Consider the following 18,597-nt stretch of genomic DNA (forward strand, 5'->3'; position numbering starts at 1 on the left):
CCTGCGGTCTAAACTCCTCCGGTCACAAGCGAATTCAAGGGGTGGGGACATAGACATGAGTACGAAGGTGAGCAGAGTCGCGCTGTGCGCGGCGGCGGTTGCGACGGTCGTGGGGATGACCGGCTGCTCCGCCCACACGGCGAAGAAGACGGCCGAGGGGGCGGCGAAGGTCGCCGTCCAGCCGCTGGCCGCTCTTCAGCGCGCGACGGACAGCACGGAGAAGTACGGCTCGGCCGAGGTGCGCATGACCACATCGTTCCCCGCGCACTCGACGATAGTGGGATCGTCCTCCAAGAATGAGCCGATCACGATGGAGGGGACGTACTCCTGGGGCGACGGCCTCTCCTTCGATGTGCAGACGGACGCGAAGTCCGCCGGAATGGACGGGCTGACGTCCGGCAAGAGCGTCAACATGCTGCTGGTGAACGGCGCGTACTACTACCACGTCGTTCCGCAGGCGAGTGGCCGGTTGAAGGGCAAGCACTGGGTGCGGGTCGATTTGTCGGCCATCGTGGGCGAATCCGGTGCGGCCGAGCTGACCGGTGGCAGTGCCGATCCGACGCAGGGGATCAAGTCCCTGAAGTACACCCGGAATGTCAGGCAAGTCGGAAAGGAGACCGTGCTCGGCAGGGAAACGACCCACTACCACACCACGCTGTCCAAGGACGATCTCGGAGCGGCCGGATCCACGCTCGGGTCCGATGACAAGAAGCGGCTGCTCCAGCAGTTCCCCGGCTCGGTGGACTCGATCACCTTCGATGTCTGGGTCGACAACCAGGACGTGCCGGTCAGGATGAAGGAGGACCTCGACGCCATGAAGGTGTCGGTCGACTTCAAGAAGTTCGGTCCCGCGAAGCCTGTGCAGACGCCGTCGGCCTCGGACACCGCGGACCTGAGCGACACATTCCGGCAGATGCGGACGAAGGCGGACCCGTCGGGACAGACGGCAGGCTGATGCGCTGAACAGGCGCGCACCCGCCCGTCCGCGACGGACGGGCGGGTGCGCGCCGTCCGGGCTCAGCCCTCCGTACGGCCCCTCCGGCGCCGCACCACGAAGGCCGCGCCTCCCGCCGCCACCAGTACCGCCGCGATACCGGCCGGCAGGACGGCTGACGACGGGGCGCTCGCCGCGACATCACTGGACGCGAGGTCGGAGCGGGTCGCGGACCGGGCCGCCGTCGCGGCCGCCGCGCCGTGCGGGCGCGACGGCTGCGCGGGGATGTGCCGCACCGACTGCACCGATCCGTCCGTGTTGAGCAGCACCTGCTTGTTGTTCGGGTGCCTGAAGTCGAAGGCCGACGTCAGGGAACCGGCGCGGGCGTCGAAGGACGCATCGCCGATACGGCCCGTGTGCCAGTTGTCCTCGATGAACTTGGTGATCGACGCCTGCTCGGTGCGGGTGTGGTCGACCGAATTCACCTTGCTGTACGGGGAGATGACCAGCAGCGGCTGCCGGGTGCCGGGGCCGCAGCGGTCGGCGTAGCCGCCGGCCGACCGGGGACCGGCCTGGCAGGCCGGGCTGTCGGTGGCCCTCCCGTTGGAGCCGGTCGTGGTGTCCTTCGAGCCGTTCTGGGGCTTGGCGTACGCGTGGTCGTACCAGCCGTCCGAGTCGTCATAGGCGACGACGACGGCCGTGTCCTTCCACTCCGGGGACTTCTGGAGCTTGTTGATCTGCCCGACGAGGAAGTGCTGCTCGTCGGTCGGGTCCGAGTATCCCGCGTGGCCGTCCTGGAACTCCGACGCCTTCAGGAAGCTCACCGCGGGCAGCTGGTCCGCCTTCAGGGCCGCGTCGAAGTCGGTCAGGTCGTAGTTGTGGTTCGCGCGCCCGCTGTGCCCGATCTCGCTGACGTTCTTCGGGGCCAGGTGGTGCGGGTTGGACGTCGAGCTGTAGTACTGGAAGGGCGAGTGGTGCGGGCTGTAGTCGACGGACGCGGCGCCGCCCACGTTGGTGCGGGTGCTCCCCGCGCACTTCGCGTAGTCGCCCTGCTTGCCGCTCCAGGCGGTGCTGGGCCGGAAGCCGCCCTGGAACCAGCCCCAGCTGACGTTCTTCTTGTTCAGCAGGTCACCGATGTTGCTGCCGTGCATCACGGCGAGCGCGTTCTTGCTGGTGTGGTCGCTGTTCGAGCAGTCGTCGTACGCCGGGTCGGGGTCGTTGGTGACCGTGCCGACGCCCTTGGCGTCCGGTGAGACGACCGTGTACGCGTCGGGCTTCGCCGTCTGCTTCGGGTGCTCGGTGCCGGACGCCGGGTCGACGGAGGTCACGCCGTGCGTCTGGCCGGAGATCAGGTTGAGCGCTCCGGGCGTCGAGGGGCCGTAGTTGGAGCTGTACGAGTTGTCGCCGAGCGAGTAGTGCTGGGCGTAGTTCCACAGTCCGGTGACCGTGTTGCCGTCGTAGTAGTCCATGACCAGGCCGGGCTCGCCGAAGAGGTTGCCCGAGCACTTGCCGGAGTCGGTGTTCTGGACGTACTGGTCGGCTTTGCCGCCGTTGGCCGCGTACTGCTCGGGCCCGTAGTTGTGGTTCTGGTCGCAGGTCAGCGCCTGTGACGAGGAGAGCCGGCGGGGCGCGTACTGGTTCGGGTTGTTCTTCAGCAGCCCCGCATTGCTCAGGGTGTTGATGTTCCTCGGGGTGTGCCGGTCCGCGGTGAACTTCGTACCGTCGGTGTTGGCCGCCTTCGGGTACGTACCGAAGTAGTGGTCGAAGGAGACGTTCTCCTGGAAGATCACCACCAGGTGCTTGACCGGGGTGGCGGTCGCGTGGCTGCCGCCGTGCTGACCGTGGCCGGGCCCGTGCGGGCTCGCGAACGCGGGGGCCTGGCCCCCGAGGACGGTGAGCGCCGCAGCTCCGGCGAAGGCGCCCCACCGTATCGCCCGCCGCCCGGGCCCCGCCGTTCTCCCTGTGCTGACCATGCTCTCCGTGCCTCCGCTGTCGGCTGCCGTGATCGTGCTTACGCGGAGGATGCTGCGCGCCCGCCACGACCGGGTGACTGCGCGTCCGTGTCGCCGGGGTGAACAGCCAGTCACGAAGTCCGGGGGAAGACTTGACCGTTCCTTGGTACGCGGAGGTGCGGGGAGGTACGCAGAGGTGCAGGGAGGGGGAGTACGCGGAGGTACAGGGAGAGGGGCGGGGCTCAGGCGAGAAGCGCCCTGCCCAGCCAGTCCGTACGGTCGCGTACGCCGGGCAGGGCGAAGAAGTAGCCCCCGCCGAACGGCTTGATGTAGTCCACCAGCGGCTCACCTGCGAGCCGCTTCTGCACGGTTTCGAACTGCCGGGCCAGGTCCTGCTGGTAGCAGCAGAAGAGCAGCCCCATGTCGAGGTTGCCGTTGGAGTCCATGCCCCGGTCGTAGTTGTACGCCCGGCGCAGCAGCCGCTGCCCCTCGGTCTTCGGAGTCCGCGGATTGGCCATCCGGATATGGCTGTCCAGCGGGATCACATCGCCCTTCGGGTCCTGCGCGTACCGCGGGGAGTCGAATTCATGGTTCCCGTCGAGCGGGGCCCCGGTGTCGCGGCCCCGGCCGAACATCCGCTCCTGCTCGGTCAGCGAGACCCGGTCCCAGAACTCCACCAGCATCCGGATCAGCCGCACCACCTGGTAGCTGCCCCCGGCCGTCCAGCCGGGCTCGGCGCCTGCGCCCACCCAGACCAGCCGGTCCATCGCCGCGGCGTCGTGTGCGTCGGGGTTGGCCGTACCGTCCTTGAACCCCAGGAGGTTGCGGGGTGTTCCGCTGGGCCGGGCGGGGCTGCTGAAGCCGTCCATCCGCCAGCGCACCTGCATCGCGCCCCGGGTGTGCCGGGCGATGTCCCGCAGCGCGTGCAGCACCACATCGGGGCTTTCGGCGCTGAGCTGCACGCTGAGATCGCCGTGGCACTGGGCCTGGTCGAGGTCGTCGTCGGGGAACGACGGCATGGCGGTGAGCCGCAGCGGCTTGCGGCTGTGCAGCCCGAAGCGGCCGTCGAAGAGGGACGCGCCGACACCGGCCGTGACGGTCAGCCCACCTGCGGGGACCTGCGGCCCGAGCACACCGGAGTCGCTGGGCGGGGCGGTGATACCGAGCGGGGGCGGGGTGCCTCCCGTGGTCAGGAACCGGGCCCGCGCGGTGAGGGTGCGCAGCAGTTCGGTGAGTTCCCTGCGGCCGTCGGCGGTGACGTCGAAGGCCGCGAACACGGTGGCGCGCTGCGGCGCCCCGAGGATTCCGGCCTGGTGGGCGCCGTGGAAGTCCGTACGGGAGACGGCCGGGGCGGCCGTGGTACCTGACGACGGTGCGGCGGGCCGGTCCGCGCCCACCAGGGCGGCCCCCGCTGCCACGGACCCGACGCCCATCGCCGCACTCCGCAGGAATCCGCGCCTGCGCACGTCGTTCCCGCCGTTCCCGCCGTTCGCGCTGTTCCCGCCGTTCGCGCCGTTCGCGCCGTTCCCGCTCATACCGTGCCTCCTGCTGTTCCCCTGCCGTGCCGCATACCGCAGTTCCGCATGGTTTCGTCACGCACGGCGTCCCGCAAGACATTGCCATTGCCCATGCCCCTGCCCATGCCCATGCCCATGCCCATGCGGTTCCTCGTGCCGTTGTTGCTCATGCCATTGCCGCTCATGACGTTCTGCGCAGGTCGCAGAGGGCTGCCACCTGTGACAGCAGTTCGGTCGCCTGGCTGACGTCGGCGTTGAGCCGCTCCCGGTCGGCGGTCTTCAGCCGGTCCACCGGGGTCCACCTGCCGTCGTGGCGGAATCCGTCCAGCGTGCGCTGGGTGCGGTCGAGCCAGGAGTCCAGGTGCGGCAGCCCCGGATCGCGTGAGGTGAGCAACGGCCGCAGCACGGAGAGGAGTTCGCGGGTGCCGTCGAGGTTGGCGCGGGCGGTGGCCAGACTGGTGCCGCTGCCGCGGTCGGTGCGTCCGGTCAGCTCGAACTGGACGGTGTTCTCCAGGACTTCATGGGCGCGCAGCCCCAGGTCCGCCGGGTCCATGCGCTGCTGCGGCCAGCCGTCGCGCAGTGCGCGGACCGCCGCGTCCAGCCGGTCGGCGGGGCCGCGCAGGGAGGCGGCGGACTCACCGTGCCACAGCCCGTACTCGACCCGGTGGAAGCCCTGGAAGTCCGGGTCGCGGGAGCCGCCGGGCAGTCCCGCACCGGTGCCGTTGATGGCGGCGTCCGCGTCTCCGAAGGTGCCGTAGGCCGCGCCCATCCGCTCGTACACCAGATGTGCGGGCAGCCACGCCGCACGGGCCGCGGCCAGGTCGCCGCGGTCGACGGCCTTCCTGAGTACGCCGGTCTTCCGGGCGAGTTCGGAGGCCCTGGTGCCGATCCACTTCTGGTAGGCGAGGGTCGGCGGGACCAGATCGTGCTCGGTCACCGGCACCGCGTGCGGGCCGCTCCCCCGCGCGGCGCCCGCGATGTGCACGGTCGGGCCGTGCACCGCGTCCGCGTCGTCGGGCAGACAGGTGAAGGAGTACGAACCGCCGCCGAGGACCACCCGCATCGCGCGGGTCGTACCGGGCGCGAGTCCCTCGGTCTCCGCGTAGACGGCGCCGGTGCGCGGATCGGTGAGGTCCACCTCGGCCGGGCCGTTGGAGGTGTTGGTCAGATCGAAGACCTGGGTCCCCGGGTGCGGCCGGGTCCAGCCACGGCCGCAGGAGCCGGGCGAGACCTCGACGGCGGTGTGGCGCAGCCCGTCGGAGGCGGTGGCCGCGGGGTGTCCGGCCGCCGCGCCGGGCCCCTCGGCGGTCAGCAGCGCGCCGAGGGCGACCGCGGTGGCCGTGGCGGTGACGGCCACCGCCACCCATATGCGGCGGCCGACGGCGGGCCCCTCACCGGAGCCGGTACCAGTACCGGCAGCGCTGGTGGGCACAGGTTGGCTCCGTTCGTACGGCATGCAGACGGGGGCGGTCGGATGCCGTCATGCTAGGCATCCGTTCCGCCCCCGACCTGCCGTACGGGCGCCGTCCCGGTGGGAGTTCCCCGGAAGTTCACCACCGCGCCATACGGTCGTCAGCGGCGAACGGGCTCAGGAATCAGTACTGGCTCAGTGGTTGCTCGGGAACCCGAGGTCGACGCCCGCCGGGGCGTCCGCCGGGTCGGGCCAGCGGGTGGTGACGACCTTGCCGCGGGTGTAGAAGTGCACCCCGTCGTTGCCGTAGATGTGGTGGTCGCCGAAGAGCGAGTCCTTCCAGCCGCCGAAGGAGTGGTAGCCGACCGGGACCGGGATCGGCACGTTGACACCGACCATGCCGGCCTCGACCTCCAGCTGGAAGCGGCGGGCCGCGCCGCCGTCCCGGGTGAAGATCGCGGTGCCGTTGCCGAACGGCGAGGCGTTCATCAGCGCCACGCCGTCCTCGTACGTGTCGACGCGCAGCACGCAGAGCACCGGGCCGAAGATCTCGTCCTTGTACGCGTCCGATTCCGTGGACACCCGGTCGAGCAGCGAGAGGCCGATCCAGTGGCCGTCCTCGCGGCCCTCGACCGTGAACCCGGTGCCGTCCAGGACGACTTCGGCGCCCTGGGCGGCCGCGCCCGTCACATACGAGGCGACCTTGTCGCGGTGCGCCCTGGTGATCAGCGGGCCCATCTCGGACGACGGGTCGTTGCCGGGACCGATGGTGATCTTCTCGGCGCGCTCGCGGATCTTCTGGACCAGCTCGTCGGCGATGGAGGAGACAGCGACGACGGCGGAGATCGCCATGCAGCGCTCACCGGCGGAGCCGTACGCGGCGGAGACGGCGGCGTCGGCCGCGGCGTCCAGGTCGGCGTCGGGCAGCACCAGCATGTGGTTCTTGGCGCCGCCGAGCGCCTGGACGCGCTTGCCGTTGGCGGTGGCGGTGGCGTGGATGTGGCGGGCGATCGGGGTGGAGCCGACGAAGGAGACGGCGGCGACGTCCGGGTGGCTCAGCAGGCCCTCCACGGCGACCCTGTCACCGTGCAGGACGTTCAGCACACCGTCCGGCAGACCGGCCTCGGTGGCCAGCTCGGCCAGCAGGTTCGCGGCCGACGGGTCCTTCTCGCTGGGCTTCAGTACGAAGGTGTTGCCGCAGGCGATGGCCAGCGGGAACATCCACATCGGCACCATGGCCGGGAAGTTGAAGGGCGTGATGCCCGCGACGACACCGATCGACTGCCGGATCGAGGAGACGTCGACCCGGCTGGAGACCTGGGTGGACAGCTCGCCCTTGAGCTGGGTGGTGATCCCGCACGCCAGCTCCACGATCTCCAGTCCGCGGGCGACCTCGCCGAGCGCGTCGGAGTGCACCTTGCCGTGCTCGGCGGTGATCAGCGCGGCGATCTCGTCGCGGTGGGCGTCGAGGAGCGCCCGGTAGCGGAAGAGGACCGTGGTGCGCGTGGAGAGCGAGGAGGTCCCCCAGGTCGCGTAGGCGGCCTTCGCGGAGGCGACCGCGGCGTCCACCTCGGCGGCGGAGGCCAGCGCGACCTGTGTGGTGACTTCGCCGGTCGCCGGGTCGGTCACCGGGCCCCAGTTGCCCGACGTGCCGTCGACGGCCCTGCCACCGATCCAGTGGTTGACGGTCTTCATGGTGAACGCTCCTAAAGCCTTAGAGATGACGGCGTCGGGCTGCGACCTGCCGGTCGTACTCCTCCCGGGCCCCGACCGCCGAGGGGCGAGTGGCGGTCTCGGCCACAGGAACATCCCACCACGCCTGCGGCGGAGGCGGCCCCGACACTGTGTCTGCCGTTTCGGTCTCCACGTAGACACATGTGGGGAGGTCGGACGCGCGCGCCGTGGCCAGGGCTTCCCGCAGGTCACGCAGGGTCTTGGCGCGCAGGACCGTCAGCCCGAGGCTGGCCGCGTTGGCCGCCAGATCGACCGGCAGCGGGTCGCCCGTGTACGTGCCGTCGGGCGCCCGGAAGCGGTATGCCGTGCCGAAGCGCTCGGCGCCCACCGACTCCGAGAGGCCGCCGATCGAGGCGTACCCGTGGTTCTGCAGGACGACGACATTGACCGGGAGCCGCTCCTGGACCGCGGTGACGATCTCGGTGGGATTCATCAGATACGTTCCGTCACCGACCAGCGCCCAGACGGGCCGGCCGGGAGCCGCCAGCTGGACGCCGATCGCGGCCGGGATCTCGTACCCCATACAGGAGTAGCCGTACTCGACGTGGTACTGGTCGGCGGAGCGGGTCCGCCACAGCTGGTGCAGATCGCCGGGGAGCGAGCCCGCCGCGTTGATGACGATGTCGTCGCCGGTCACGAGCGCGTCGAGCGCCCCGAGCACCTGCGCCTGAGTGGGCGCGGCGTCCTCGCTGCCCGTGTAGGCGGCGGTGACCCGTACCTCCCACTCCTCCTTCGCCGCCCGGTACGCGCCCTCGTACGCGGGCGTGACCCGGTGGCCGGTGAGCGCGCCGGTCAGCCGCTCAAGGGTGGCGCGGGCGTCCGCGACGAGCGGGAGCGCGGACAGCTTGTGCGCGTCGGACCCGGCGATGTTGATGTTGACGAAGCGGACCCCGGGGTGCTGGAAGAGCGTCCCCGAAGCGGTGGTGAAGTCGGTGTAGCGGGTGCCGATGCCGATCACCAGGTCGGCGGCGCGGGCCAGCCCGTCGGCGGTGGCGGTGCCGGTGTGGCCGATGCCTCCGACGTCTGCCGGGTGGTCGTACGGCAGCGCGCCCTTGCCCGCCTGGGTGGCGGCCACCGGGATGCCGGTCGCGTCGGCGAAGGCGCGCAGGGCGTCCTGGGCGCCGCTGTGGCGGACGCCGCCGCCCGCGACGATCAGCGGGCGGTGCGCGGCGCGGATCGCGGCGACCGCGTCGGCGAACTCGGTGGCGTCCGGCCGCCGTACGGGCACCCGCCAGACCCGCTCGGCGAAGAACTCGGCCGGCCAGTCGTACGCCTCGGCCTGCACGTCCTGCGGCAGCGCGAGCGTCACCGCGCCGGTCAGCTCCGGATCGGCCAGGACCCGCATCGCGGCGAGCGCGGCCGGGATCAGCGCCTCGGGACGGGTGATCCGGTCGAAGTACTTCGAGACCGGCCGCAGACAGTCGTTGACCGAGACATCGCCCGCGTACGGGACTTCGAGCTGCTGGAGCACCGGGTCGGCCGGGCGGGCCGCGAAGGTGTCGCCGGGGAGCAGCAGCACCGGCAGGTGGTTCACGCTCGCGAGGGCGGCGCCGGTGACCAGGTTGGTGGCACCGGGGCCGATGGAGGTGGTAACGGCGTGCGCGGAGAGCCGGCCGGACTGCCGGGCGTATCCGACGGCCGCGTGCACCATCGCCTGCTCGTTGCGGCCCTGGTGGTACGGCATCGCGTCCTGGCCGGACTCGATGAGCGCCTGGCCGATCCCGGCGACGTTGCCGTGGCCGAAGATGCCCCAGGTGGCGGCGATCAGCCGCTGCCTGCGGCCGTCGCGCTCGGTGCACTGGCGCGCCAGGAAGGCGACCAGCGCCTGGGCGGTGGTGAGCCGGCGGGTGGCGCCGGGGCCACCGCTGGCATCCTGGCCCCTGCCTGGCTGACGGGTGGTCATGATCGGTCCTCCTGCGCTCCGTCGGCTCCGTCGGCTCCGTCTGCTCCGTTGCCGTACAGCGGGAGCCTCGGGTCGACGGGCTGCGCGTCCCAGGTCTGCCGGATCCAGCCGTGGTCGGGGTGGTCGCTGATCAGCCACTCGCGTTCCGCGCCGGGCCCCGCCATCACGTTGAGGTAGTACATGTGGTGGCCCGGGGTGGCCATCGAAGGACCGTGCCAGCCGTCCGGGATCAGCACCGTGTCCCCGCTGCGGACTTCGGCGAGCAGGTCGGTGCCGCCGGGCCTGGACGGGGAGACCCGGTGGTAGCCGGGGCCGCCGTCCGCGATCTCGAAGTAGTAGATCTCCTCCAGGACCGACTCCTCGCCCGGCCGGTACTCGTCGTGCTTGTGCGGCGGGAACGACGACCAGTTGCCGCCGGGAGTGAGCACCTCGACCGCGATGAGCCGGTCGCACTCGAAGGTGTCGGCTGCGGCGAAGTTGTTGACCTGGCGCGAGCAGCTGCCGCTGCCGCGCAGTTCGACGGGTACCTCCGGCGCGGGGCCGTAGCGGGCGGGGAGACGTCGCCCGCACCTCGCTCCTGCCAGGGCGAAGCGGCCTCCCGCACCGGAGGAGATCTGCGCGCGGGCGTCACGCGGCAGGTAGGCGAAGTCGGTGACTCCCGCGAATACCCCTGCCCTGCCCCGCAGTTCGAAGCGCTCTCCGTCAACAAGGACCGTACAGGCCCCGGCGAGCGGCAGCACGATCCATTCGCTGTCCTCCGTGGAAAGGGCGTGTGAAGCTCCGGGGGCGAGTTCCAGGATCCGCAGCGCGGAGCGGTCCCAGCCGGCCCGCTCGGGGCCGATGTCCAGGGCGTACGGGCCACGGGCCGCGCTGCCCGCCCGTACCACCAGGGCTCCGTTGTCCGGACGGCTGTCGTTCATACGTCCCTCCCGGGCGGCCGGAGCAGGCCCACCGCGATGTCCACGGCGCCCGCCACGTCCCCGTCCGCCGGATAGAGCAGCGAGCGCCCGGCCACCAGCCCCTGCACCGTGGGCAGCCGGAGCGCGGTGCGCCACTTCTCGTAGGTCGCGTCCTGGTCACCGCCCGGTTCGCCGCCGAGCAGCACGGCGGGCAGTGTGGTGGTCTCCATCACCCGCGCCATGTCGTCGGGGTCGGCGGTGACGGGCACTTTGAGCCAGGTGTACGCGGAGGTGCCGGCCAGCCCGGACGCGATGGCGAGGGAACGGGTGACAGCGTCGGCCGTGAGGTCGTTGCGGAGCCGCCCGTCCACCCGGTGGCAGATGAACGGCTCGACGAAGACCGGCAGCGCGCGGGCGGCCATCTCGTCGATGGCGCGGGCGGCGGAGTGCAGGGTGGCCGGTGAGCCGGGGTCCGCGTAGTCGATGCGGAGCAACAGCTTGCCGGCGTCGAAGCGGAGGCGGGCCAGGTCCCGGGCGCGGTGGCCGGTGAAGCGGTCGTCCAACTCGAAGGAGGCCCCGGCGAGGCCTCCGCGGTTCATCGAGCCCATCACGACCCGGCCCTCCAGGGCGCCCAGGAGCAGCAGGTCCTCCAGGATGTCGGCGGTGGCGAGCACACCGTCGACGCCCGGCCGGGACAGGGCGAGGCAGAGCCGCTCCAGCAGGTCGTGACGGTTGGCCATGGCCAGCTCCCGCCCGCCGACGGCGAGCGATCCGCGGGCCGGGTGGTCGGCGGCCACGATCATCAGCCGGCTGCCGTCGCCGAGCAGCGGTCTGCGGGTGCGGCGGACCGCGGCCTCGGCGATCGCTTCCGGGTGGCGGGTCCTGGTGGCCACCAGATCGCCGACGGAGACCGCGGCGGCGCCGGTCACGGACACACTTCCTGGAGGGCCGCGTCGACCTCGGACGCGTACGGCATCGCGGACGAGCAGGCCAGCCGGGAGGCGACGATGGCGCCCGCCGCGTTGGCGTACCGCATGGTGCGCTCCAGCTCCCACCCGGCGAGCAGGCCGTGGCAGAGCGCCCCGCCGAACGCGTCGCCCGCGCCGAGGCCGTTGACGACCTCCACCGGCACGGGCGGCACCTCGGCGGTGCGGCCGTCGCGGTGGACGGCGAGGACGCCGCCCGGGCCCTGTTTGACGACGGCCAGCTCCGGTCCCCGGGCGAGCAGCGCGTCGGCCGCCGCGCGGGGTTCGCGTTCGCCGGTGGCGATCTCTACCTCGTCGATGTTGCCGACGGCCACGGTGGCGTGGCGCAGCGCGCTGATGTAGTGCGGCTTCGGGTCGCCGGTCCAGAACATGGGGCGCCAGTCCAGGTCGAAGACGGTGGCGCGGGCTCCCGGGAGGGCTGCGGCCGGGGACTCCCTGGAGGCGGCGGTCCGGGCCGCCAGAGCGTCGAGGGTCGCCGTACGGCTGGGCTCCGCGCAGAGCCCCGTCCCGGTCACCCAGAACACCCGCGCGGCCCGGATCTCGCCCAGGTCCAGCTCCTCCCCGTACATCTCCAGATCGGGCGCCTTCGGCTGCCGGTAGAAGTACAGCGGGAAGTCGTCCGGCGGGAACATCTCGCAGAAGGTCACCGGGGTGGGCAGGCCGGGCACGGGGGTCACCCAGCGGTCGTCGACGCCGAACGTCCGCAGTTCCTGGTGCAGATACTCACCGAACGGGTCGGCGCCCGTCCGGGTGATGACGGCGGCCCGCCGCCCGAGCCGCGCCGCAGCGACCGCGACGTTCGCCGCCGAGCCGCCCAGGAACTTGCCGAAGGTGTCGACCTGCGCCAGTGGCACACCGGCCTGCAGGGGGTAGAGGTCCACCCCGATCCGGCCCATCGTGATCAGGTCGTACACCGTGCACGTCCTCTCCATCGGTGAGCGGCCCCGGCCCTGCGGCCGGGTGACGGGGGCCGGGTAACGGGCCCTCAGGTCTAACTCCCCCCTCGGACCCCTGTCAACGCATTGTCCTGACATTCGGACGAACGCTTGACAGCTTTCCCGGACGGGCGGAAGCCTTGTTCCATGACGCAGATCCGGATCGGCTCCGCACCCGACTCCTGGGGGGTGTGGTTCCCCGAGGACCCGCTCCAGGTCCCCTGGACCCGCTTCCTCGACGAGGTCGCCGCGTCCGGCTACGAGTGGATCGAGCTGGGTCCGTACGGCTATCTGCCCACGGATCCGGTCCGCCTCGCCGACGAGACCGCCCGGCGCGGCCTGCGAGTGTCGGCCGGGACGGTCTTCACCGGGCTGCACCACGGACCCGGCGTCTGGGACGCGACCTGGGCGCATGTCGCCGATGTCGCCGCGCTCACGCAGGCGGCCGGGGCCGGGCATCTGGTCGTCATCCCGTCGTTCTGGCGCGACGACAAGACGGGCGAGGTCAAGGAGCCCGACACCCTCGACGCCGGCCAGTGGCGGCAGCTCACCGAGCTGACCGAGCGTCTGGGCCACGAGGTGCGGGAGCGGTTCGGGCTGCGGATCGTGGTGCATCCCCATGCGGACACCCATATCGACACCGCGGAGAACGTCGCCCGCTTCCTGGACGCGACCAACCCGGAACTGGTCTCGCTCTGCCTGGACACCGGGCACTACGCGTACTGCGGCGGGGACAGCGTGCGGCTCATCGAGACGTACGGGGAGCGGATCGGCTATCTGCATCTGAAGCAGGTGGATCCCGAGGTGCTGGCGCAGGTGCGGGCGGAGCGGCTGCCGTTCGGGCCCGCAGTGGCACGCGGGGTGATGTGCGAGCCGCCGGGCGGCATCCCGGCGCTGGAGCCGGTGCTCGACGCGGCACGGAAGCTGGAGGCCGATCTGTTCGCGGTCGTCGAGCAGGACATGTATCCCTGCCCGCCGGACCGGCCGCTGCCGATCGCCCGCCGCACCCGCGCGTTCCTCCGCTCCTGCGGGGCCTGACGCACCGGCAGCCGCCCCGGGACCACACCGCTCTATCCGTATGTGCCTCATGTGCCGCTTGAGTCACAGGAGTTACCCTCCCGTCACGCATGTCCGTGTTACACGGCCTTTCGGTCACAGGAGATCAACAGCCCCAGCCCTGCCCTCTTCGGACGCCGTTGTCCGGGGAGAGGGTGAATTGATCACCAATGCGCAGCTCCGCGACTCCCCCGACGGCCTTCCGGCCGGCGTCGCGCGGCAGGCAGGGAGGTGCTGGACATGACCGACCGAAAGCTCTGGTCCTACAAGGAGATCGCCGCACACATCCGGGTGCAGCCGGACACCGTCCGTTCGTACCGGAAACACGGACTGCTCCCGCCGCCCGATGAGGTGCAGAACGGAAAGCCCTACTGGTACGCGGAGACCGTCCGGCTCTGGGTGTCGCGCAGGCCCAGCAACAGAGGCCGCTGACTCCCCGGGAGAGGCCGACGCTCCTGACGGCCACCGGGGCCCGGACACCGGCGACACCCGGGTCCCGGTGGCCGTCAGGAGTCCCAGGCGCACCATGGATGGGTACACGCGCACCCGTACACCAGAGGAGAGCAGCATGACCGCTGAGCGAGAGAACACCGCCTACCTCGGACTCCCCCAGTCCGGCCCGCCCACCGAGGCCGCTCCCGAATCCGGTTGCTGCGGCGGCGGGTGCTGCGGTGGTGGCGGCGACGTGCAGGCGGGGGCGGTCACCGCCGTCTACCAGGTGAGCGGGATGGCATCCGAGCACTGCGAGGGCGCCGTCTCGCTCGAACTCGCCGAACTCTCCGGCGTCACGGGCGTCACGGCCGTCGCCGCCACCGGACAGGTGACCGTGGTCTCACTCGCCCCGCTGGACGAGCAGACGGTGCGCTCGGTGCTGAGCGAGGCGGGATACGAAGTCGTGGGCCGGGCCTGATCCCTGACGCCGCCGATCGCCGGTGACGGCCCTGTTCACTGATGACCTTGATCGCCGACGACCGGGCCCGATCCACGCCCGTACGTGGAGATCTTCTGGTGACCGGGCCACCCGATGCCTTGTCGGCAGGTATTGCCATGGCCAACTCTTCGCTGTTCGTAGTGACAAACGGCCCGTAATTGCGTACCTTCACAGGACGTTCACAACGAGACTTAGATCACAGGATTTTGGGGGTAACCATTCGGGGGCCCCGAGTGTCTAAGTGAACGATGCCAAGGATGTCTTGGGGGACGTCCGGCGGAACATCTTGGGGGATGTTCCGGGCAAGCGTTGGCCGGGGCACGTGCTACGGGGAGCTTGAGCGGCCCACCCGTCGAGTACGTACCCCGGCAGATCGCGTGCCGTGGCAGCAGCAGTACGCGGAGTGGCATCCGCGCCCAACAGACGCCCGGACCGGATCCCGTGGGGGGAATCCGCCCGGGGAAACGGGAAGCGCCCCGTATCGTCGACCCGTGGGGGGATCGGCGGCGGGGCGCTTTTCGATTGCTGTGCTGACGACCGGGGTCAGTGATCCATCGGGATCAGCGGCCTGCCGGTGTCAGCGTCCACCAGTGTCAGGGCCTGACGGCGTCAGCGGCCTTCGACCGGCGTGAAGTCGCGCAGGACCTCACCGGTGTAGATCTGGCGCGGGCGGCCGATGCGGCTGCCGGGCTCCTTGATCATCTCGTGCCACTGGGCGATCCAGCCGGGCAGCCGGCCGATCGCGAACAGCACGGTGAACATCTCGGTCGGGAAGCCCATGGCGCGGTAGATCAGACCCGTGTAGAAGTCCACGTTCGGGTAGAGCTTCCGCTCGACGAAGTACTCGTCGGCCAGCGCGTGCTCCTCCAGCTTCAGCGCGATGTCGAGCAGCTCGTCATCCTTGCCGAGGGCCGAGAGGACATCGTGCGCCGCCGCCTTGATGATCTTCGCCCGGGGGTCGAAGTTCTTGTAGACGCGGTGCCCGAAGCCCATGAGCTTCACGCCGTCTTCCTTGTTCTTCACCTTGCGGATGAAGGTGTCGACGTCGCCGCCGGACTGCTTGATGCCTTCGAGCATCTCCAGCACCGACTGGTTGGCGCCACCGTGCAGCGGGCCCCACAGCGCGCTGATGCCGGCGGAGATCGAGGCGAACATGTTCGCCTGCGAGGAGCCGACCAGACGCACGGTGGAGGTCGAACAGTTCTGCTCGTGGTCCGCGTGCAGGATGAGGAGCTTGTCCAGCGCGGAGACGACGACCGGGTCCGGCACGTACTCCTGCGAGGGGACCGAGAAGGTCATCCGCAGGAAGTTCTCCACGTACCCGAGGTCGTTGCGCGGGTAGACGAACGGGTGGCCGATCGACTTCTTGTACGCGTACGCCGCGATGGTCGGAAGCTTGGCGAGCAGGCGGATCGTCGAAAGGTGCCGCTGCTGCTCGTCGAAGGGGTTGTGGCTGTCCTGGTAGAACGTGGACAGGGCGCTGACCACCGACGACAGCATCGCCATCGGGTGCGCGTCACGCGGGAAGCCGTCGAAGAAGCGCTTGACGTCCTCGTGCAGCAGCGTGTGCTGGGTGATCTCGTTCTTGAAGGTCGCCAGCTCGTCGACCTTGGGAAGCTCGCCGTTGATCAGCAGGTAGGCCGTCTCAAGGAAGGTCGACTGCTCGGCCACCTGCTCGATCGGGTACCCGCGATAGCGCAGGATGCCCTGCTCGCCGTCGAGGTAGGTGATCGCGGATTTATAGGCGGCCGTGTTGCCGTATCCGCTGTCCAGTGTGACCAGCCCGGTCTGGGCTCGGAGCTTCCCGATATCGAAGCCCTGGTCGCCGACGGTGCTGTCGATCACCGGGTAGGTGTGCTCGTCATCGCCGTACCGCAGTACTACAGCCTTGTTAGCGTTCTCGCTCACGTCATCCCTCACCGACGTAGTGCCTCTTCTTCGAGGTGCCCTGACTGTCTCTACCATCCCCCACTTGGCTCAGCAGAGTGCACTCGGGGTCGCCCGTTGGGCTATTTGGCGGCACTCAGTGCCGCCAACCTGCTTATCCTGCCCTGTTCGCCCTGGTTCCGGAACCCCGGGGTGACGATTCCCACGGTCCGCCGTCCGCGCCGCCTCCCGCCAGTCTGTGGTCCAGCGCGGTAAACCGCCTGCCCGCGGAGACGGTGCGGACAGCCTGGCCGATCGCCTTCCGGGAGCCGACCAGGACGACCAGCTTCTTCGCCCGGGTGACGGCCGTGTAGAGCAGATTGCGCTGGAGCATCATCCAGGCACCCGTGGTGACCGGAATCACCACGGCGGGGTACTCGCTGCCCTGCGAGCGGTGGATCGTCACCGCGTACGCGTGCGCCAGCTCGTCCAGCTCGTCGAACTCGTACTCCACCTCCTCGTCCTCGTCGGTGAGCACGGTCAGCTTCTGGTCCTCCGGATCGAGCGAAGTGACCACGCCCACCGTGCCGTTGAAGACTCCGTTGGCACCCTTGTCGTAGTTGTTTCTGATCTGGGTGACCTTGTCACCTACCCGGAAGACCCGGCCGCCGAACCGCTTCTCGGGCAGGCCGGGCCTGGCCGGGGTGATCGCCTGCTGGAGCAGCCCGTTGAGCGTGCCCGCGCCGGCCGGGCCTCGGTGCATGGGGGCCAGCACCTGGATGTCACGGCGTGGGTTCAGCCCGAACTTCTGCGGGATGCGGCGGGCCGCCACATCGACCGTGAGCTTCCCGGCCTCCTCGGTCTCGTCCTCCACGAAGAGGAAGAAGTCGGGCAGGCCCTGAGTGATGGGGTGCACCCCGGAGTTGATCCGGTGGGCGTTGGTGACCACCCCGGACTGCTGGGCCTGGCGGAAGATCCGGGTCAGCCGGACGTTCGGCGCCGGGCTGGTGGCCGACAGCAGATCGCGCAGCACCTCGCCCGCGCCGACGGACGGCAGCTGGTCCACATCGCCCACGAGCAGCAGATGCGCGCCCGGCGCGACCGCCTTGACCAGCTTGTTGGCGAGGAGCAGATCGAGCATCGACGCCTCGTCCACGACGACCAGGTCCGCGTCGAGCGGGCGGTCCCTGTCGTACGCCGCGTCGCCGCCCGGCTTCAGCTCCAGGAGCCGGTGCACGGTGGACGCCTCGGCCCCGGTCAGCTCGGCGAGCCGCTTGGCCGCGCGGCCGGTGGGCGCCGCGAGGACCACCTTGGCCTGCTTGGCGCGGGCCAGCTCGACCACGGAACGGACCGTGAAGGACTTGCCGCAGCCGGGACCTCCGGTGAGGACCGCGACCTTCTCGGTGAGCGCGAGGCGGACCGCCGCCTGCTGTTCGGGCGCCAGCTCGGCGCCGGTGCGCCCGGCCAGCCAGTGCAGCGCCTTTTCCCAGTCGACGTCCCGGAAAGCGGGCATCCGGTCCTGCTCGGTGCGCAGCAGCCTGACCACCTGGGACGCGAGCGAGATCTCCGCCCGGTGGAAGGGGACCAGATAGACCGCGGTGACCTGCTCCTCGCCGCCTTCGGGCCCCGGCACCCGCTCCCGTACGACGCCCTCCTCAGCGGCCAGTTCGGCCAGGCAGTCGATGACCAGGCCGGTGTCGACCTGGAGCAGCTTGACCGCGTCGGAGATCAGCTGCTCCTCGGGGAGGAAGCAGTGCCCCTGGTCGGTGGACTGGGAGAGCGCGTACTGGAGTCCGGCCTTGACGCGCTCCGGCGAGTCGTGCGGGATGCCGACCGCCTGGGCGATGCGGTCGGCGGTCAGAAAGCCGATGCCCCAGACGTCGGCCGCCAGCCGGTAGGGCTCGTTCTTCACGACGGAGATCGAGGCGTCGCCGTACTTCTTGTAGATCCGGACGGCGATGGAGGTGGAGACCCCGACCCCCTGGAGGAAGATCATCACTTCCTTGATCGCCTTCTGCTCCTCCCAGGCGGCGCCGATCATCTTCGTCCGCTTGGGGCCGAGCCCCGGCACCTCGATGAGGCGCTTGGGCTCCTGCTCGATGACGTCGAGGGTGTCCAGGCCGAAGTGGGTGGTGATCCGGTCGGCCATCACCGGGCCGATGCCCTTGATCAGCCCGGAGCCGAGATAGCGCCGGATGCCCTGGATGGTGGCCGGCAGGACCGTCGTGTAGTTCTCCACCGTGAACTGCTTGCCGTACTGGGAGTGGGAGCCCCAGTGGCCCTCCATGCGCAGTGACTCGCCGGGCTGGGCGCCGAGCAGCGAGCCGACGACGGTCAGCAGGTCGGAGCTGCGGCCGGTGTCGACGCGGGCGACCGTGTAGCCGTTCTCCTCATTGGCGTAGGTGATCCGCTCCAGGACACCAGTCACTTCACAAACACCCTGGCGGTTGCCCTGCCCGGAGTCAACTCCCCT

General features: G+C 70.5%; 14 protein-coding genes. 4 read left to right on the forward strand and 10 right to left on the reverse strand.

The features are described from left to right. Nucleotides 1–55 precede the first annotated feature (55 nt). Entirely contained in the window at nt 56–955 is a 900-nt protein-coding gene (locus tag OHB13_RS11615) for a hypothetical protein (protein WP_266856910.1), read from the forward strand. A 62-nt stretch (nt 956–1,017) separates the two neighbouring features. Here OHB13_RS11615 and OHB13_RS11620 read toward each other — a convergent pair whose 3' ends face one another. From OHB13_RS11620 to iolC, 8 genes are all read right to left on the reverse strand, one after another. Beyond that, nucleotides 1,018–2,907, reverse strand: a complete 1,890-nt coding sequence (locus tag OHB13_RS11620; RefSeq protein ID WP_328377004.1) for a phospholipase C — start codon at nt 2,905–2,907, stop codon at nt 1,018–1,020. Between the two features lie 221 nt (nt 2,908–3,128). Then, on the reverse strand, nt 3,129–4,421 hold the full coding sequence (gene efeB, locus OHB13_RS11625) for an iron uptake transporter deferrochelatase/peroxidase subunit (RefSeq protein WP_328377005.1): 1,293 nt from the start codon (nt 4,419–4,421) through the stop codon (nt 3,129–3,131). A gap of 163 nt (nt 4,422–4,584) precedes the next feature. Beyond that, nucleotides 4,585–5,835 (reverse strand): EfeM/EfeO family lipoprotein, encoded by a 1,251-nt coding sequence (locus OHB13_RS11630; RefSeq protein ID WP_443062939.1) that lies wholly within the window; start codon nt 5,833–5,835, stop codon nt 4,585–4,587. A 174-nt stretch (nt 5,836–6,009) separates the two neighbouring features. Further along, nucleotides 6,010–7,509: a CoA-acylating methylmalonate-semialdehyde dehydrogenase gene (locus tag OHB13_RS11635; RefSeq protein ID WP_266856905.1), complete on the reverse strand. Its 1,500-nt coding sequence runs from the start codon at nt 7,507–7,509 to the stop codon at nt 6,010–6,012. 19 nt (nt 7,510–7,528) lie between these two features. Further along, on the reverse strand, nt 7,529–9,451 hold the full coding sequence (iolD, locus tag OHB13_RS11640; protein WP_328377006.1) for a 3D-(3,5/4)-trihydroxycyclohexane-1,2-dione acylhydrolase (decyclizing): 1,923 nt from the start codon (nt 9,449–9,451) through the stop codon (nt 7,529–7,531). After that, the gene (iolB, locus tag OHB13_RS11645; protein WP_328377007.1) at nt 9,448–10,371 is read right to left on the reverse strand and encodes a 5-deoxy-glucuronate isomerase; all 924 of its coding nucleotides are present in this window, start codon (nt 10,369–10,371) and stop codon (nt 9,448–9,450) included. Before iolB ends, iolD begins: the two co-directional genes overlap by 4 nt. After that, nucleotides 10,368–11,279: a Cgl0159 family (beta/alpha)8-fold protein gene (locus tag OHB13_RS11650; RefSeq protein WP_328377008.1), complete on the reverse strand. Its 912-nt coding sequence runs from the start codon at nt 11,277–11,279 to the stop codon at nt 10,368–10,370. Before OHB13_RS11650 ends, iolB begins: the two co-directional genes overlap by 4 nt. Further along, nucleotides 11,276–12,250, reverse strand: a complete 975-nt coding sequence (iolC, locus tag OHB13_RS11655; RefSeq protein ID WP_443062940.1) for a 5-dehydro-2-deoxygluconokinase — start codon at nt 12,248–12,250, stop codon at nt 11,276–11,278. Before iolC ends, OHB13_RS11650 begins: the two co-directional genes overlap by 4 nt. A gap of 168 nt (nt 12,251–12,418) precedes the next feature. On the opposite strand from iolC, the gene OHB13_RS11660 reads away from it, so the two are divergent. The 3 genes from OHB13_RS11660 (at nt 12,419) to OHB13_RS11670 (ending at nt 14,237) form a co-directional block, all read left to right on the forward strand. Then, on the forward strand, nt 12,419–13,309 hold the full coding sequence (locus OHB13_RS11660) for a sugar phosphate isomerase/epimerase family protein (RefSeq protein WP_328377009.1): 891 nt from the start codon (nt 12,419–12,421) through the stop codon (nt 13,307–13,309). Nucleotides 13,310–13,567: 258 nt separating this feature from the next. Beyond that, a complete protein-coding gene (locus OHB13_RS11665) occupies nt 13,568–13,759 on the forward strand; it encodes a helix-turn-helix transcriptional regulator (protein WP_266856895.1) in 192 nt (63 codons plus the stop codon). A gap of 136 nt (nt 13,760–13,895) precedes the next feature. After that, nucleotides 13,896–14,237, forward strand: coding sequence for a heavy-metal-associated domain-containing protein (locus tag OHB13_RS11670; RefSeq protein WP_328377010.1), 342 nt, complete (start codon nt 13,896–13,898; stop codon nt 14,235–14,237). A gap of 630 nt (nt 14,238–14,867) precedes the next feature. Here OHB13_RS11670 and OHB13_RS11675 read toward each other — a convergent pair. After that, on the reverse strand, nt 14,868–16,166 hold the full coding sequence (locus OHB13_RS11675; RefSeq protein ID WP_266856891.1) for a citrate synthase: 1,299 nt from the start codon (nt 16,164–16,166) through the stop codon (nt 14,868–14,870). A 133-nt stretch (nt 16,167–16,299) separates the two neighbouring features. Then, nucleotides 16,300–18,552: an SF1B family DNA helicase RecD2 gene (gene recD2 / locus OHB13_RS11680; RefSeq protein ID WP_328377011.1), complete on the reverse strand. Its 2,253-nt coding sequence runs from the start codon at nt 18,550–18,552 to the stop codon at nt 16,300–16,302. Nucleotides 18,553–18,597: the final 45 nt, after the last annotated feature.

This window comes from Streptomyces sp. NBC_00440 (assembly GCF_036014215.1).
Taxonomy (GTDB): Bacteria; Actinomycetota; Actinomycetes; order Streptomycetales; family Streptomycetaceae; genus Streptomyces.

Bases quoted from the DNA above. Each gene is read 5' to 3' on its own strand.
- OHB13_RS11615 (WP_266856910.1), top strand. From the start codon at position 56: ATGAGTACGAAGGTGAGCAGAGTCGCGCTGTGCGCGGCGGCGGTTGCG.
- OHB13_RS11620 (WP_328377004.1), bottom strand. From the start codon at position 2,907: ATGGTCAGCACAGGGAGAACGGCGGGGCCCGGGCGGCGGGCGATACGG.
- efeB (WP_328377005.1), bottom strand. From the start codon at position 4,421: ATGAGCGGGAACGGCGCGAACGGCGCGAACGGCGGGAACAGCGCGAAC.
- OHB13_RS11635 (WP_266856905.1), bottom strand. From the start codon at position 7,509: ATGAAGACCGTCAACCACTGGATCGGTGGCAGGGCCGTCGACGGCACG.
- iolD (WP_328377006.1), bottom strand. From the start codon at position 9,451: ATGACCACCCGTCAGCCAGGCAGGGGCCAGGATGCCAGCGGTGGCCCC.
- iolB (WP_328377007.1), bottom strand. From the start codon at position 10,371: ATGAACGACAGCCGTCCGGACAACGGAGCCCTGGTGGTACGGGCGGGC.
- OHB13_RS11660 (WP_328377009.1), top strand. From the start codon at position 12,419: ATGACGCAGATCCGGATCGGCTCCGCACCCGACTCCTGGGGGGTGTGG.
- OHB13_RS11665 (WP_266856895.1), top strand. From the start codon at position 13,568: ATGACCGACCGAAAGCTCTGGTCCTACAAGGAGATCGCCGCACACATC.
- OHB13_RS11670 (WP_328377010.1), top strand. From the start codon at position 13,896: ATGACCGCTGAGCGAGAGAACACCGCCTACCTCGGACTCCCCCAGTCC.